The organism is Mycobacterium sp. NGS49, assembly GCF_059812565.1.
In genome coordinates, this window is record NZ_JCALCX010000006.1 from 1 (window position 1) to 14,565 (window position 14,565).

Genomic DNA, 14,565 nt, shown 5'->3' on the forward strand with positions numbered 1-14,565 from the left:
TGGGCGTCGGTGGAGGCGCCGATCAACATCCCGATCACCGCGAACTTCACCAACATCGAAATCACTGCGGTCGAGATACCGACGATCCTCATCGACGGTTTCCTCGACCTGCCGTTCGTTCCGTTGCCCATCCCGGGCACGGGTGCCAGCGTCGGGGCGGTTTTCATCGACCTCGGCCCGATCATCATCCACGGCGGCAACACCGCCGAGGGGCCCGATTACCCATGGAAGATCTTCTTCCTGGGCACCGACAACATGACCATCCAGATCGGCAACCCCGGGCCGATCTACCACCCGGTCTTCAACCCCCAGACGGTGATTCGCGCCAACCTGCAGGCGGGTGGCGGTCCGGTCTACATCCCGCTCATCGACGTCAAACCCATGCCGGGCTTCTTCAATGCCAGCACCGGTTTCTCCTCGGGCTTCCTGAACTGGGGTGCCGGCGGTGCTTCGGGTCTGATGAACTTCGGAAGCGGTTCGGGCATCTTGAACGTCGCCACCGGACTGGTGGGCAACTCGGGCCTGCTCAACTACGGGTCGACGTTGTCCGGGTTCGCCAACCTCGGCGACACCATCTCAGGTTTCTTCAACACCGGCACGGCCGTGCCGGCCAATCTGTCCGGCTTCAACCAGGTGGGCACCGATCTGTCCGGATGGTTCCGCGACGGATCGGCGTCGACCAACTTCAACCTGGGCCTGGCCAACCTCGGATATCTCAACCTGGGCGGCGCGAACCTCGGTGCCTACAACCTGGGCAGCGCCAACCTGGGCGACTTCAACCTCGGCAACGCCAATATCGGCAGCTACAACCTCGGCGGTGCCAACATCGGCAGCGGTAACTTCGGTTGGGCCAACATCGGCGGCGGCAACATCGGCTTCGCGAACTCGGGCCCCGGCCTGTCCGCCGCGCTGCAGAACTTCGGCTTCGGCAACACCGGCAACGGCAACGTCGGCTTCGGCAACACCGGCGTCAACAACATCGGTTTCGGCAACACCGGTGAGGGCAACATCGGCATCGGCCTGACCGGAAACGCCCAGACCGGCTTCGGCGGTTTCAACTCCGGCACCGGCAATGTCGGTCTGTTCAACTCGGGCACCAACAACTTCGGACTGTTCAACTCCGGCGAAGGCAACTGGGGCATCGGCAACTCCGGTCGTTACAACACCGGCCTGTTCAACGCGGGCGCCGTCAACTCCGGCGTGTTCAACTCCGGCGCGGTGAACACCGGCATCGGCAACGCCGGGGACTACAACACCGGCTTCTACAACACGGGCAACACCAACACCGGCAGCTTCAACTCGGGCAACTACAACACCGGCGGCTTCAACCAGGGCGACTACAACACGGGCTACTTCAACACCGGCGACGCCAACACCGGCGTCCTGAACTCCGGTGACGTCAACACCGGCGCCTTCATCGCCGGCAACTACAGCAACGGCCTACTGTGGCGAGGCGACTACCAAGGTCTGTTCGGGTTCAACTATCAGACCACCATCCCCGAGTTCCCTTGGGACTACACCCTGCACGCCGACATCGACGTCCCGATCGAAGCCCAGATCAACTCGGTGGTCACCGACTGGTTGACGATCTCCGAGTTCCCGATAGACACCACGCTGCAGATCGTGCTGTGCTTCCTCTACATCCCCGGTGTCGGTTGCGTGATACCCATCTCGTTCCCGGTCAGCTTCGACGAATCGGCGGGCGCATTCAAGATCGAACCCATCTTCATCATCGACGGCGCACAGGTGATCACCGAAAACATCACCAACCCCATCGACATGGCGGGTGCCGGCACCCTGGGGCCCTTCACGTTCGGTTTCGGCTACCAGCAGCCCCCGGGATTCTTCAACTCGGGCACCACCCCGTCCTCGGGCTTCTTCAACTCCGCCGGCGGTGCGTCCGGGTTCTTCAACGCCGCCAACGGCGCCGTCTCCGGCTTCGGAAACCTCTTCCCCGAGACCTCTGGTCTGCTGAACGCAGGTGGCGCGGGCAACTCCGGTTTCCAGAACTGGGGCAACCTGCAGTCGGGTTGGGCCAACGTGGGCAACACCATCTCCGGGCTCTACAGTGCGAGCATCCTCGGTCTGATGACCGAGGCCGCAATCTCGGGTATCGGAAACTTCGGGAGAGAGATCGCAGGCTTGTTCCAGAGCAACGTCCCGTAGCCGCGACCGTCTTGTCTTGAACTATCAAAAACTTGTCTTCTACCGTCAAGACAGTTGAGGCGGGGGTGCCGCAGAGTGTGTCCAGACCGGCTGACCCGGGAGGAGCACACATGGAATTGATGTCACCCGTCGACGCGCTGTTCTTGTCGGCGGAGTCACGCGAACATCCGCTGCACCTCGGGGCGCTGCAACTGTTCGAGCCGCCCCCTGGGGCGGGCCGCGGGTTCGCTCGGGAAACGCACCGGGCGATGCTGGAATGCCGCGCGGTCGCCCCGCTGTTCCGCAAGCGCCCCAGTTCTTTTCACGGTGCGCTGACCAATGTGGGCTGGTCGACAGATGACGACGTGGATCTCGGCTACCACGTTCGGCGCTCCGCCCTGCCCGCCCCGGGCCGGGTGCGGGACCTGCTCGACCTGACCTCGCGACTGCATGCCAATCTGCTGGACCGGCATCGTCCGTTGTGGGAAACGCACGTGATCGAAGGGCTTCGGGACGGCCGCTTGGCGGTCTACTCGAAGATGCACCATGCTCTGGTTGACGGGGTATCGGGGCTGGCGCTGATGCGGCGATCGCTGTCCACCGACCCCGACGACGCGGGTTTTCGCGCCACCTGGACCCCGGTGCCCAAGCGCACACCGCGGGCGACCGAGACCCGCGGACTGGTGCGACAGATCGGGGGCCTGGCGGGATCGGTTGCCGGACTGGCCCCGTCGACGCTGCGGGTGGCGCGGGCGGCGCTGCTGGAACAGCAACTCACGCTGCCCTTCGGTGCGCCCCGCACCATGCTCAACGTCGCCGTCGGGGGTGCGCGCCGCTGCGCCGCGCAGTCCTGGGGGTTGGATCGGGTCAAAGAGATCAAAAACGTTGCGGGAGTGAGCCTCAACGACGTCGTGCTGGCCATGTGCGCCGGTGCGCTGCGGGGCTTTCTCGACGAGTACGACGCGTTGCCGGATACGCCGCTGGTGGCCATGGTCCCGATGAGTCTGCGTAACGAGCGAGATGCGCTCGGCGGCAACATGGTTGGGGCAGTGCTGTGCAATCTTGCCACGCACCTCGATGATCCCGCGCAACGCCTGCAAGCCATCCACACCTCGATGTGTGACAACAAGAAGGTGCTGTCGCAACTTCCGCGAGCGCAGGCGCTGGCACTGTCACTGCTGCTGTTGAGCCCCGCCGCGCTGAACACGCTGCCGGGCCTGGCCAAGGCCACTCCGCCGCCGTTCAACGTGTGCATTTCGAATGTGCCGGGGATCCGAGAACCGCAGTACCTCAACGGCGCCCGGCTGGTCGGCAACTACCCGATGTCGCTGACGCTCAATGGGCAGGCGCTCAACATCACGCTGACCAGCACCGCGGACCGCCTCGATTTCGGGTTGGTGGGATGCCGGCGCAGCGTTCCGCACTTGCAGCGGCTGCTCAGCCATCTGGAGACGTCCCTGAAGGAGCTGCAACGAGCCGTCGGGCTATGAGGTGTGACCCGCCTGTCTCGTTGCGGTAGGACGCCGGGCCCGCGCCGAACCACCGTTTACACGAGCGGGTCAGCACACTCTGTTCCGCGTAACCCAATTCGCGGGCGAGGTGGGACAGACTGATGGCGGTGGTCCGCAGATAGCGGTCTGCGGTGTCCCTGCGCACCTCGTCGACCAGGCCCGCGAACGTGGCGCCCCGATCAGCCAGCCTGCGCTGCAACGTTTTCGGATGCAGGTGGAACTGGTGAGCGACCACGTCAAGGGTCGCGGCGCCGGTGGGCAACAGCTGCCGGACGATGGTGCGCACCGACTCCACGATCCCGGCACCCACCGGAGTGATGGTGCTCAGATAGTCCACGACCGCGCGGTGGGCCAGGTCGTCACGGTTCAGTGGGCGGGCCAGGTCGGCGGTGCGGACGGTGAAACCCGCGGTGCGTTCGGCGAAGTAGGTCTTACAGCCAAAGTAGTTGGCGTAAAGGGCTTTCGGAGTGAGCGGCTCATGGGGCAGGTGCACCGACAGGCCGGTGAAGTTCGCGCCCATCAGCAGGCGGAACACCCCCAGGGAGACACCGAGTGCCAGTTCCATCGTCTGCGGACACGCGATGGCCTCGTCGAGCAGGAACTCGAGACTCATGAAGGACCGTTTCGGGTCGGCCAGTGGCGCTATGGAGAGGACGATCGCGGGGCTGTATGCCGCCATGAAAGTACTGAAGATGGCCAGCGCATCGGCCACCGTGGCCGCGGTGCGTGCGGCCACGCCCACCGGCCCCAGCATCTCGATGCCTTGGCGCTGCGCCAGTCGCCGCCCGAAATCCGGTGTGCCGGTGACTTCGGCGGCCGTTTCAAGCGCCCTGATGGTGGCCCGGATGGGAATGAACGCGTCATAGTTGCCGACATCCTGCTCCCGGATTCCGATGGATCGCAGCAGGGCGGCCGGGTCGCCACCCAATTGCGCGACCAGCTTCGGGTAGTTGGACAGTGCGGTCCCACGCACCACGGACATGTCTCGCATTGTCAAAACGTTGTCCCCTGGTGTCAAGAGTCGCAGGAAAACTGCCGCGGTTCCGGTCGCCCTTCGCGATCGGGTGCGCGCGCAGTGTCGAGATCGGCGTTCCTTCCCGCACGAGGTGCACAGTCAAAGCAGCAGCCGCACAATGAAATTCAGAAGCGCAGCCGGCTGTTCGGTCACGGCCGGTCGAACAACGAAGCAGCGCCGGGCCGGCGGCGATCTACCCGTGGCGGGCGGCGGGACGGGCCGAGGGACTAACGTCCCCGAATTTCAGAACACCTTTCCATTGTGTGGGATTCTCGGGGTGTAATAGCTGGCATGGAACTGATGATGCCCACCGACTCGATGTTTCTGTTCACCGAATCGCGGGAGCATCCCTTGCACGTGGGCGGTCTGTCGCTGTTCCAGCCCCCGGACGGCGCCGGCCCCGAATTCGTCCGGGAGTTCTACGACAAGTTGGTGGCCAACGACGAGTTCCAGCCCACGTTCCGCAAGCACCCCGCGACGATCGGCGGTGGCATCGCGCGCGTCGCCTGGGCCTACGACGACGAGGTCGACGTCGATTACCACGTCCGGCGCTCGGCCCTGCCGTCGCCGGGACGCGTGCGCGATCTGCTCGAGCTGACCTCGCGACTGCACACCAGCCTGCTGGACCGGCACCGACCGTTGTGGGAGTTGCACATCGTCGAGGGACTCAACGACGGGCGATTCGCCATGTACACCAAGATGCACCACGCCCTGATCGACGGGGTGTCGGCGGTGAAGCTGATGCAGCGCACGATGTCGACCGATCCCGACGACACCCAGGTGAAGGCGATATGGAACCTGCCGCGACCGCCGCGAACGCCGAAACCGAAATCCGGCGGGTCGAACCCGCTGAACGCCTTGTTCAAGGTGGCGGGATCGGTGAAAGGGCTTGTCGGCGTGGCCCCGTCCACCCTGAAGCTGGCTCGGGCGGCGCTGTTCGAGCAGCAGTTGACGCTGCCGCTCGCCGCGCCGCACACCATGCTGAACGTCAAGGTGGGCGGCGCCCGCCGCTGCGCCGGCCAGTCGTGGCCGCTGGACCGCGTCAAGGGCGTCAAAGCGGCCGCGGGCGTCACGGTCAACGACGCGGTGTTGGCGATGTGCGCCGGCGCGTTGCGCTACTACCTGATCGAACGGGATGCGCTGCCGGACGCGCCGCTGGTTGCCATGGTGCCGGTGAGCCTGCGTTCGGAAGCCGACGCCGACAGTGGCGGCAACAAGGTGGGCAGCATCCTGTGCAACCTGGCCACCGACGTCGAGGATCCGGCGAAGCGGCTGGAGATCATCGCCGAGTCGATGCGCCGCAACAAGAAGGTGCTCGCGGAACTGCCGTCGTACCAGGTGCTCGCGCTGTCGGCACTCAACATGGCGCCGCTGGCGCTGGCGGGGGTGCCCGGGTTCCTGTCCGCGGTGCCGCCGCCGTTCAACATCGTCATCTCCAACGTGCCCGGCGTGGGGGACCCGCTGTACTACGGCGGTGCCCGCCTCGACGGGAGTTACCCGCTCTCCAACATTCCGGACGGTCAGGCGCTCAACATCACCCTGGTCAACAACGCCGGCAACCTGGACTTCGGGCTGGTCGGGTGCCGCCGCAGCGTGCCGCACCTGCAGCGGTTGCTGGCGCACCTGGAGACGTCGCTGAAGGATCTGGAGCAGGCCCTCGGGGTCTGAGAGTTCATGCCGAAGTTGAGCGCGGGTCTGCTGCTGTACCGCGCCGGCGACGGGGTGGTCGAGGTACTGATCGCTCACCCGGGCGGACCGTTCTGGGCACGCAAGGACGACGGGGCCTGGTCGATCCCGAAAGGGGAGTACGACGACGGCGAGGACCCCTGGACCGCGGCGCAGCGGGAATTCGCCGAAGAGCTCGGCTTGCCGGTCCCCGACGGCCCCCGAACAGATTTCGGGCCAATCAGGCAACCCAGTGGCAAGGTGGTGACGGCCTTCGCGGTTCGGGCCGACCTCGACACCACCGATGCACGCAGCAATACCTTCGAGATGGAGTGGCCGCGCGGCTCGGGCAAGGTCCGGGAGTTCCCCGAGGTCGATCGCGTGAGCTGGTTTCCGGTGGCGCAAGCCCGGGCCAAGCTGCTGAAGGGCCAGCGGGTTTTCCTGGATCGCTTGATGGCGCATCCCGACCTGGCGGGATTATCCGAGGGGCATTGAGCGGCGGCGCCTATTGCGCCGCACCACCACCAGCAGCACCACCGCAGCCACGGTAACCGTCACCGCGAATCCGGCGAGCCACCCCAGCGCCGGCGGGACCGCGACGTCGTCGTTGAGGACGATCACCTGCCGGTACGGATCGTCGTTGGCGGCGTCGCCGAACGTGAAATCCGTTGTAATCGACGATGGGCGGGCGATATCCACCTGCGTCTTGGTCACATACGAGCCATGGTCCGCGGTCAGTTCACGCAGCAGCGGGTCGGGCGTCTCACCGGGGATCCTGCCGGCGAATCCGACCGTCGTTGTCTGCGTGGACTTGTCGGCGTCGGTGCGCTGCTGCCGGTGATCGGAAAGCGTGAAGACGGTGACGTGTTGCGGCTGCGGGGCCGCGACCGACAGGCGCATCGGATACACCAGATTCGGCGATCCGAAGGTCAGGCGGACCGGATCCAGTCCACCCACGATGGGGGCGGTGCCCGTCAGCCGGATCGCCACGAACGACCAGCCGTCGCGTACGTACGGATGCATCGCCTGCAGCACCGCCGGCCGGACGGCATAACCGTTGTCCGCCAACCACTTCTGCAGGCCATCCAGGTCACCGCCGGCCAGCGTGGTGGCCTCCAGCGGTCCCAGTCGCACCCGGCTCACCACACCGGGGGCACGGGCTCCCGCCAGTGCGCCCTCTTGCGCCGAGGCGGGCCCGGTGCCGAGTGTCCAGTGCCGCTGGTGGCGGATCTGCGGCGCGGTGAGTCGGTCCAACTCCGTGAACGTGGCCTTGTCGGCGGCGGCCACGGTGGCGGGCGTCGGAGTGGGCACCACCAGCGCGACATTGTCGGTGGTGGCGTCCAGCACCAGCTGCATCACCACCGTCTCGGTCGCGCCATTCCAATGCACCAGCGCCACTTCGTGATTCATGGTTGCGCTGCCGCCGGACGGGGCGATTGCCGCGCCGCAGGCGCATGCTTGGCCGGGCGCCGACAGCGGCAACATGGCCGCGAGAACCATGGCGACGATTCCCAAGAACATCCCGAACCGGCACACCCGACGCACCGCCATCTCGCCGATGCTACGCGGTGCGCAACCCCGGACAACCGCGTTCGGTGTCAACCCGCAGGCACAATGGCGTCCATGACGCGCACCGAACCCGCCGAATCCCAGACGTTGCTGCTGCAGCTACTGGACCCGGCCAGCCGGGCCGACCCGTACCCGGTGTGCGCCGAGTTGCGTGAGCGGGGTCCGCTGATACTGCCGGGCGGGAACTTCGTGCTCTTCTCGACCTACCGGGACTGTGACGACGTGCTGCGCCATCCATCGTCGAGCAGCGACCACCTGCAATCGACGGCGGCCCGGCGGATGGCCGAGGCCGATCGGTCGATGCGCAGGGAGACACCGCCCGGCTTCCTGTTCCTCGATCCGCCCGATCACACCCGGCTACGCAGGCTGGTCAGCAAGGCGTTCGCACCCAAGGTGGTGGCCGGGCTGCAACCGGAGATCGACGCGCTGGTAGGCGCCCTGCTCAATCGCATCGCCGAGCAGGGCAGCTTCGACGTGGTCGCCGACTTCGCCTACCCGCTCCCGGTCGCCGTCATCTGCCGGTTGCTCGGGGTACCGCTCGAGGACGAGCCGCAGTTCAGCCGCGCCTCGGCGGTGCTCGCCAAGTCGCTGGACCCCTTTTTCACCGGCGATCAGGCCGACGAGCTGAACGAGCAGCTGGATGCCGGCGCGCGACTGCGGGAGTACCTACACGGACTGATCGCGCGGCGCCGGTCGAAGCCCGGGACGGACCTGTTGTCGGCGCTGGTTGCGGTGAACGAGTCCGGCGATCAGCTGACAGAGGAGGAGATCGTTTCGACTTGTGTGTTGCTGCTGGTCGCCGGTCATGAGACCACGGTGAACCTGATCGGCAACGCCATCCTGGCGATGCTGCGCGACGGCCGGCAGTGGGCGGCACTGGGCGCGGACGCCGGCTGCGCGGCGGCGATTGTCGAGGAAACCCTGCGCTATGACCCGCCGGTGCAACAACTCACGCGAATTGCCCTCGGCGACATCATGATTGGTGACACTCAGGTGTCCGACGGTGACATCATGATGTTGCTGTTGGCCGCCGCCCACCGGGATCCCGCCGAATATGATCGGCCCGACACCTTCGACCCGGGGCGAGGGACGTTGCGGCACTTGGGGTTCGGACGCGGCGTTCATTATTGCCTGGGTGCGCCGCTGGCCAGGCTGGAAGCCACCGCAGCATTGTCGGCACTGACCGCCCGCTTCCCGCAGGCCCGACTGGCCGGCGAACCGTCCTACAAGCCGAACGTCACCCTGCGCGGGTTGTCGGCGCTGACCGTCGCGGTCTAGGTGCCGTTGCGTCCCGGACTGCTGCCGGCCATGTTGATCATCAGCGGTATCGGAGTGGCGATCGGCCGGAGGGCTTCGGCGTCCTGGTAGACGCCGATGGTGTACTCGCCCGTGGTCTCGATGGCGAACGAAAGCTGCGGTGTGAAGCACCGGTACTTGGAGGGCCTGTCCTCGTCCGGCCACTGCCAGGCCGAACGGACGGTGCCGCGGATCGTGCCGCCGGGGTCTTTGCAGACGACGAACAACTCGGGATCGAAATCACCGCCGGCGGGTGCGTGGACCACCAGGACAAGCGGGACCGTCAGCCATACCGGGGTCTGGTTGACCTCATAGCTGGTGATCGGCACGCGTGTCGCGTCGATGGCGGAGTCGTCGATGTTGGCGGAGCCCGCCACGAGCAATGCGGCTACATGCATCACGACATCTTAAGGGCGACGGGCGGCTGTGCCTGCCTATTCGGTGGGCTCGGCGAAAGTTTCCCCGCCGGGCTGCTCCGGCTCGGCCAACAGGATCGACATCGGCACCGGTGTGGACAGCTCGAACTTGCCCTCGGCGTCGTAGTAGACGCCCAGGGTGTACTCGCCCTCGGTCTGCACCGGGAAGGAGAGTTCCTGCGTGAAGCACCGGTATTTGGAAGCGCGGTTTCCGTCATCCGGCCAGTGCCACGCTGCCCGCAGCGACCCGCGCGGAGTTCCGGCCGGGTCCTTGCACACGACATGGATTTCGGGGTCGTAGTCTCCACCCGCCGGAGCATGCACCACCAGCACTACCGGAACCGTTGCCCACAAAGGCATTTGATCGACCTGAAACCACGCCATCGGGATGCACGTGGCGTTGATGGCGCCCTGCTGGTCGAACGCGGCACTACCCGGGACGAACAGTGCGGACACGTTCAGCATTTCGACATCTTAAGGGCAGTGTTCGTCGTCGACGGCATCCGCCGGGAAGCTAGGTACCCAGTCCGGGCACGATGTCGCCCAGGCTGCAGGTGAGGGGTTGGTCGAGCTGGTCGTAGGTGCATGAGCGTGGGTCGCGGTCGGGGCGCCACCGGCTGAACTGAGCGGTGTGGCGGAACCGCGCACCCTCCATGTGGTCGTAACGGACTTCGACCACCCGCTCGGGTCGCAGCGGTACGAACGAGAGGTCTTTGCCCGCGTTCCACCGCGAGAACTCGTTCTTGCGCGGAGTCCGTTCGCCGGCCTCGTGCGCCGCCCAGTTCCACGGATGGTCGTCGAAGCCGCTCACCAACGACTGCAACTCGGTGAACAGTCGCCTGCGCTCGGCCATCGGAAAGGCACCGATCACTCCGACCGAAGCGAGTTGTCCGTCGTCCTGGTACAGCCCGAGCAGCAACGACCCGATCGCGTCCGGGCCGGATTTGTGGACCCGGTAGCCCGCTACCACGCAGTCGGCAGTGCGCTCGTGCTTGATCTTGAACATCACGCGTTTGTCCGGCTGGTAGGTGACGGTCAGCGGCTTGGCGATTACGCCGTCCAGCCCGGCGCCCTCGAACTCTTCGAACCAGCGCTGCGCGACCGCCCGGTCGGTGGTCGCGGGCGTGACGTGGACGGCGGGCCCCGACTCGTCGAGCGCTTCGACCAGAGCGGCGCGGCGCTCGCTGAACGGGCGCCTGGTGTAGTCGTCGTCGGCCAATGCCAGCAGGTCGAACGCGATGAAGGAGGCCGGGGTCTGCTGCGCCAGCATCCGCACCCGCGAATCGGCGGGGTGGATGCGTTGTTGTAGCGCCTCGAAGTCCAGGCCCCGGTCCGTCGCGATGACGATCTCGCCGTCGATCACGCAGCGCAGCGGCAGTTCTGCGCGGATGGCCGCGACCAGCTCCGGGAAGTAGCGTGTCATCGGCCGCTCGTTGCGACTTCCCAGCTCGACCTCGTCGCCGTCGCGGAAGCAGATGGAGCGGAAGCCGTCCCACTTGGGCTCATACGACGCGTCCGGCGGGATCGCCTTGACTGACTTGGCCAACATCGGCGAGACCGGCGGCATCACGGGTAAGTCCATTGCTTCATTCTGGCGTGCGGCATGCTGGACTGTGGATATGGCTGCTGCAGCAGAAGAACTCGACGTCGACGGCATCGCCGTCCGGGTGACCAATCGCGACAAGATCTACTTCCCGAAACTCGGCGCCAACGGCACCAAGGGGCAGTTGATCGACTATTACGCCGCCGTGTCCAAGGGCCCGATGCTGGCCGCGCTGCGCGACCGTCCCACCCACTTGCAGCGCTTCCCCGACGGCATCGACGGCGAGGAGATCTACCAGAAGCGGGTGCCGCAGCACCATCCCGACTACCTGCAGACCTGTCGGGTGACGTTCCCGTCCGGCCGCACTGCGGATGCGCTGAAGGTCACCCATCCCGCGGCGATCGTGTGGGCGGCGCAAATGGGCACCGTCACGTTGCACCCGTGGCAGGTGCGGTGCCCCGACACCGAACATCCCGACGAGTTGCGCATCGACCTGGACCCGCAGCCGGGCACCGGTTTCGAGGAAGCGCGCACGGTCGCTGTGGAGGTGTTGCGGCCGCTGCTCGACGAACTCGGATTGACGGGTTATGCCAAGACCTCGGGGGGACGCGGCGTGCATGTGTTCCTGCGGATCGCCACCGATTGGGACTTCATTCAGGTGCGCCGGGCGGGTATCGCGCTGGCGCGTGAGGTCGAACGGCGGGCACCCGAGGCGGTCACCACCTCGTGGTGGAAGGAAGAGCGGGGCAAACGAATCTTTCTCGACTTCAATCAGAACGCCCGCGACCGCACCATGGCCTCGCCGTACTCGGTTCGACGCACCCCGATCGCGACCGTGTCGACACCGCTGAGCTGGGCGGACTTGTCCGGTGCCGACCCCGACGACTACACCATGGCCACGGTTCCCGACCTGGTCGCGCGCCGCGAAGACCCGTGGGCCGGGATGGACGGGGACGCCCAGTCGATCGCGGTGTTGCTGGACATGGTCGAGGCCGACGCGGAGCGCGGACTGGGCGACATGCCCTATCCGCCGAACTACCCGAAGATGCCGGGCGAGCCCAAGCGGGTGCAGCCTTCCCGGGACACCGACCGCAAGAAGTGAGATAACCGGTTGCGCCGGCCGGTCCACGCTTATCCTGTGAGCCGGACTCTTGCGAGGCGGGTGAGATGGATCTACATCTGGCGGCGAAGACCGCCGTCGTCACCGGAGCGAGCAAGGGCATCGGACTGGCGGTGACCAAAGCTCTGGTCGGTGCCGGGGCTCATGTGGTGGCCGGGTCCCGAACGCCCGGCAAGGAACTGCCGGCCTTGGAAGAGGCCGGGCAGGTGACGTACGTATCGGTGGACTTGTCCCGGCCCAATGAGGCCGAGGAGCTGATCGCCGCCGCCGCCCGCCGGGGTGGGGTCGACATCCTGGTCAACAACGTCGGCGGGGCCACCGCCCGCCCGGAGGGGTTCGCGGGCATCACCGACGAGCAGTGGCAGGCGTCCTGGGATCTGAACATGATGGGCATCGTGCGGCCCACCCGCGCGGCGCTGCCGGAGATGCAGCGGCGCGGCGGCGGAGTCGTCGTCGTCATCGGTTCCATCAACGCGTACTACCCCGGCCCGGTGACCTACGACTACTGCGCCACCAAGGCCGCCGTCACCAATCTGGCCAAGGCGCTGTCGAAAGAGTTGGGCCCCTTCAATATCCGGGTCAACTCGATCAGCCCGGGGCTCGTGCTGACCGAGAAATGGACAGTGGGGGGCCTAGCGGAAGGATTGGCCGCGGCCAACGGGGAACCCGCCGACGACGTCCTGACCGCCATCCTGGAAGACACTCCGACCGGGCGCTTCACTACTCCGCAGCAAGTGGCCGACCTCGTCGTCTTTCTCGCCAGCGACCGTGCCGGCAACATCAACGGAGCCGACTACCGCATCGATGGCGGGTTTGTCGGCACGTTGTGAGCGGCGGCCTTCTTCAGCTCTTGGTAGGCCTGCAGCGTGTGGTGGGCGAGTTGCGAGATGTCGTCGAACACCGCGGCGTTGCCGACGAAACCGAAGTTCATGCTGTCGTGATAAGACGCCAAGGTGGCGTTGAGCCCGATTGACGCCGCCAGCGCGGAGACCGGGTAGATGCCCATCAGCCGGGCACCGTTGAGATAGCGGGGCTCCTTGACGCCTGCCACGTTGGAGATCACCAGGTTGCATGCCGGGTGCGCCACGCGGTCCAGGTGCGTGGACGCGCCCACCCCGGCGAGCGCGACCAGTCCGACGGCGTAGGTCATCGCCGCCTCCTTCGACATGGCGGCCAGTTCCTTCTTCGCGGCGGCCACTGAGGTCGTCACCTGGCGGATCCGGTCCGACATCTCGGCGCAGGGTTCACCGAGGCGCACGAACAGCGCCGACACCCGGGTGCCGATCGCCGTGTCGTCGCCGGCGCGCAGCGAAACCGGGCACATCGCGATCAGCGGGTGGCCGAAGGCGCGTCCAGTCTCGCGCAGATAGGCATGCAGTCCCGCGTCGACGACGCTGACCGCGACGTCGTTGAGAGTGGCCCCGAAGTGCCGGCCGACGTCATGCATCTCCTCGAGCGGAAGCGACAGGGTCGCGAAGCTGCGCCCGATTTTGAGTGGCTCGTTGGTGGGTGCGTGGTGCGCCGCGAACGGCATGCTGCCTTCGAGATGGGCTCCCACGAGACCGGCGAACACCTTGCGCAACGCGCTCACCGAAACCTGGTTGAGCGTTTCGACCGTGGTGATTGCGCCGCGGATCGAGTCCGTGATTCGGCCGAGGATGGGCGTCGGCGGGTGGGGTGCCGGAGGCGGCACTTCGAGTGCGAACGCGGGCGTGGGAATGGTGGGCTCAGCGGAAGTGCTCAGGCCGTCGTAGAGCCGCTTCAGTCCGGACTCGCCGTCGATGATGCAGTGATGAGTCTTGGTGTAGACGGCGAACATTCCGTCCGGCAGTCCATCGATCACCCAACAGCGAAACAGCGGCCGGCTCCGGTCGAGTTGAGCCTCGTGCAGGTCGGCGACCAGTCGGAGCAGGTCGTCGTAGGACGCCCCGGCGGGCAGCGCGAGGTGCTCGACGTGATAGTGCGGATCCCAGTCGTCGACCTCGCGGAAATGCGGACCGCCCCGGCTCAGTAGTTCCGGGATGTAGTTGAACGGCGGCTGCGGCGAACAACCCCGGTACGCGTCCACGACCTCGCGCACCAGGTACTTGTGGCCGGTCGGCTTCTTGAACAGCAGCATCGCGCCGACGTGGGTCGTGCTGCCCGGCGACTCGATCAGCAGCCAGGAAAGGTCCAGCGGCGGAATCGGTTTGGTCATGACGCATCTCCTGTTTAGCTGAGATGCTGCGCGCACCGGACAATCGCCACGAGGGCATTTGGGCCCTGCTTGCGCATTCCTAAGTCAC

Annotated in this window: 13 protein-coding genes; 7 read left to right on the forward strand and 6 right to left on the reverse strand. The window is 66.3% G+C overall.

The genetic code is table 11. The annotated features are described in order from the left end of the window. The coding region (locus tag AC5Y7D_RS07475) for a beta strand repeat-containing protein (RefSeq protein ID WP_499922734.1) at positions 1-2,166 on the forward strand (2,166 nt) is incomplete at its 5' end. A 119-nt stretch (positions 2,167-2,285) separates the two neighbouring features. Continuing rightward, positions 2,286-3,635 carry a WS/DGAT/MGAT family O-acyltransferase gene (locus tag AC5Y7D_RS07480; RefSeq protein ID WP_499923144.1) on the forward strand — a complete coding sequence of 450 codons (1,350 nt, stop codon included), beginning with the start codon at positions 2,286-2,288 and terminating at the stop codon, positions 3,633-3,635. Here AC5Y7D_RS07480 and AC5Y7D_RS07485 read toward each other — a convergent pair. After that, positions 3,583-4,638, reverse strand: coding sequence for an AraC family transcriptional regulator (locus AC5Y7D_RS07485; protein WP_499922736.1), 1,056 nt, complete (start codon positions 4,636-4,638; stop codon positions 3,583-3,585). The two genes, AC5Y7D_RS07480 and AC5Y7D_RS07485, sit on opposite strands and share 53 nt — an antisense overlap. Before the next feature lie 324 nt (positions 4,639-4,962). Here AC5Y7D_RS07485 and AC5Y7D_RS07490 point away from each other — a divergent pair, with 324 nt between their 5' ends. Beyond that, entirely contained in the window at positions 4,963-6,339 is a 1,377-nt protein-coding gene (locus AC5Y7D_RS07490) for a WS/DGAT/MGAT family O-acyltransferase (RefSeq protein ID WP_499922738.1), read from the forward strand. Positions 6,340-6,345: 6 nt separating this feature from the next. After that, positions 6,346-6,831 (forward strand): NUDIX hydrolase, encoded by a 486-nt coding sequence (locus AC5Y7D_RS07495; protein ID WP_499922740.1) that lies wholly within the window; start codon positions 6,346-6,348, stop codon positions 6,829-6,831. On the opposite strand, the gene AC5Y7D_RS07500 is transcribed toward AC5Y7D_RS07495, so the two are convergent. Continuing rightward, the gene (locus tag AC5Y7D_RS07500; protein ID WP_499922742.1) at positions 6,814-7,887 is read right to left on the reverse strand and encodes a DUF2330 domain-containing protein; all 1,074 of its coding nucleotides are present in this window, start codon (positions 7,885-7,887) and stop codon (positions 6,814-6,816) included. The two genes, AC5Y7D_RS07495 and AC5Y7D_RS07500, sit on opposite strands and share 18 nt — an antisense overlap. Before the next feature lie 72 nt (positions 7,888-7,959). Between AC5Y7D_RS07500 and AC5Y7D_RS07505 the strand changes: the two genes are divergently transcribed. After that, entirely contained in the window at positions 7,960-9,183 is a 1,224-nt protein-coding gene (locus tag AC5Y7D_RS07505; protein WP_499922743.1) for a cytochrome P450, read from the forward strand. On the opposite strand, the gene AC5Y7D_RS07510 is transcribed toward AC5Y7D_RS07505, so the two are convergent. Genes AC5Y7D_RS07510 through AC5Y7D_RS07520 form a run of 3 tightly spaced genes read right to left on the reverse strand, consistent with a single transcriptional unit; the run spans position 9,180 to position 11,199 of the window. Further along, positions 9,180-9,599, reverse strand: coding sequence for a hypothetical protein (locus AC5Y7D_RS07510; protein ID WP_499922745.1), 420 nt, complete (start codon positions 9,597-9,599; stop codon positions 9,180-9,182). The two genes, AC5Y7D_RS07505 and AC5Y7D_RS07510, sit on opposite strands and share 4 nt — an antisense overlap. 36 nt (positions 9,600-9,635) lie before the next feature. Then, on the reverse strand, positions 9,636-10,082 hold the full coding sequence (locus tag AC5Y7D_RS07515; RefSeq protein ID WP_499922746.1) for a hypothetical protein: 447 nt from the start codon (positions 10,080-10,082) through the stop codon (positions 9,636-9,638). Positions 10,083-10,131: 49 nt separating this feature from the next. Further along, positions 10,132-11,199: an ATP-dependent DNA ligase gene (locus tag AC5Y7D_RS07520; RefSeq protein WP_499922748.1), complete on the reverse strand. Its 1,068-nt coding sequence runs from the start codon at positions 11,197-11,199 to the stop codon at positions 10,132-10,134. A 37-nt stretch (positions 11,200-11,236) separates the two neighbouring features. On the opposite strand from AC5Y7D_RS07520, the gene ligD reads away from it, so the two are divergent. Together ligD and AC5Y7D_RS07530 are read left to right on the forward strand one after the other, a co-directional pair. Continuing rightward, positions 11,237-12,262, forward strand: a complete 1,026-nt coding sequence (gene ligD, locus AC5Y7D_RS07525; RefSeq protein ID WP_499922750.1) for a non-homologous end-joining DNA ligase — start codon at positions 11,237-11,239, stop codon at positions 12,260-12,262. A gap of 65 nt (positions 12,263-12,327) precedes the next feature. Continuing rightward, a complete protein-coding gene (locus tag AC5Y7D_RS07530; protein ID WP_499922753.1) occupies positions 12,328-13,110 on the forward strand; it encodes an SDR family NAD(P)-dependent oxidoreductase in 783 nt (260 codons plus the stop codon). Here the strand turns inward: AC5Y7D_RS07530 and AC5Y7D_RS07535 are convergent. After that, on the reverse strand, positions 13,074-14,477 hold the full coding sequence (locus AC5Y7D_RS07535) for a wax ester/triacylglycerol synthase family O-acyltransferase (protein WP_499922755.1): 1,404 nt from the start codon (positions 14,475-14,477) through the stop codon (positions 13,074-13,076). The two genes, AC5Y7D_RS07530 and AC5Y7D_RS07535, sit on opposite strands and share 37 nt — an antisense overlap. Between the last annotated feature and the right edge of the window lie 88 nt (positions 14,478-14,565).

Coding starts and splice junctions, on each gene's coding strand:
- AC5Y7D_RS07490 (WP_499922738.1), top strand. CDS start 4,963: ATGGAACTGATGATGCCCACCGACTCGATGTTTCTGTTCACCGAATCG.
- AC5Y7D_RS07505 (WP_499922743.1), top strand. CDS start 7,960: ATGACGCGCACCGAACCCGCCGAATCCCAGACGTTGCTGCTGCAGCTA.
- AC5Y7D_RS07535 (WP_499922755.1), bottom strand. CDS start 14,477: ATGACCAAACCGATTCCGCCGCTGGACCTTTCCTGGCTGCTGATCGAG.
- AC5Y7D_RS07500 (WP_499922742.1), bottom strand. CDS start 7,887: ATGGCGGTGCGTCGGGTGTGCCGGTTCGGGATGTTCTTGGGAATCGTC.
- AC5Y7D_RS07510 (WP_499922745.1), bottom strand. CDS start 9,599: ATGCATGTAGCCGCATTGCTCGTGGCGGGCTCCGCCAACATCGACGAC.
- AC5Y7D_RS07495 (WP_499922740.1), top strand. CDS start 6,346: ATGCCGAAGTTGAGCGCGGGTCTGCTGCTGTACCGCGCCGGCGACGGG.
- AC5Y7D_RS07480 (WP_499923144.1), top strand. CDS start 2,286: ATGTCACCCGTCGACGCGCTGTTCTTGTCGGCGGAGTCACGCGAACAT.
- AC5Y7D_RS07520 (WP_499922748.1), bottom strand. CDS start 11,199: ATGGACTTACCCGTGATGCCGCCGGTCTCGCCGATGTTGGCCAAGTCA.
- AC5Y7D_RS07485 (WP_499922736.1), bottom strand. CDS start 4,638: ATGTCCGTGGTGCGTGGGACCGCACTGTCCAACTACCCGAAGCTGGTC.
- ligD (WP_499922750.1), top strand. CDS start 11,237: ATGGCTGCTGCAGCAGAAGAACTCGACGTCGACGGCATCGCCGTCCGG.
- AC5Y7D_RS07530 (WP_499922753.1), top strand. CDS start 12,328: ATGGATCTACATCTGGCGGCGAAGACCGCCGTCGTCACCGGAGCGAGC.
- AC5Y7D_RS07515 (WP_499922746.1), bottom strand. CDS start 10,082: ATGCTGAACGTGTCCGCACTGTTCGTCCCGGGTAGTGCCGCGTTCGAC.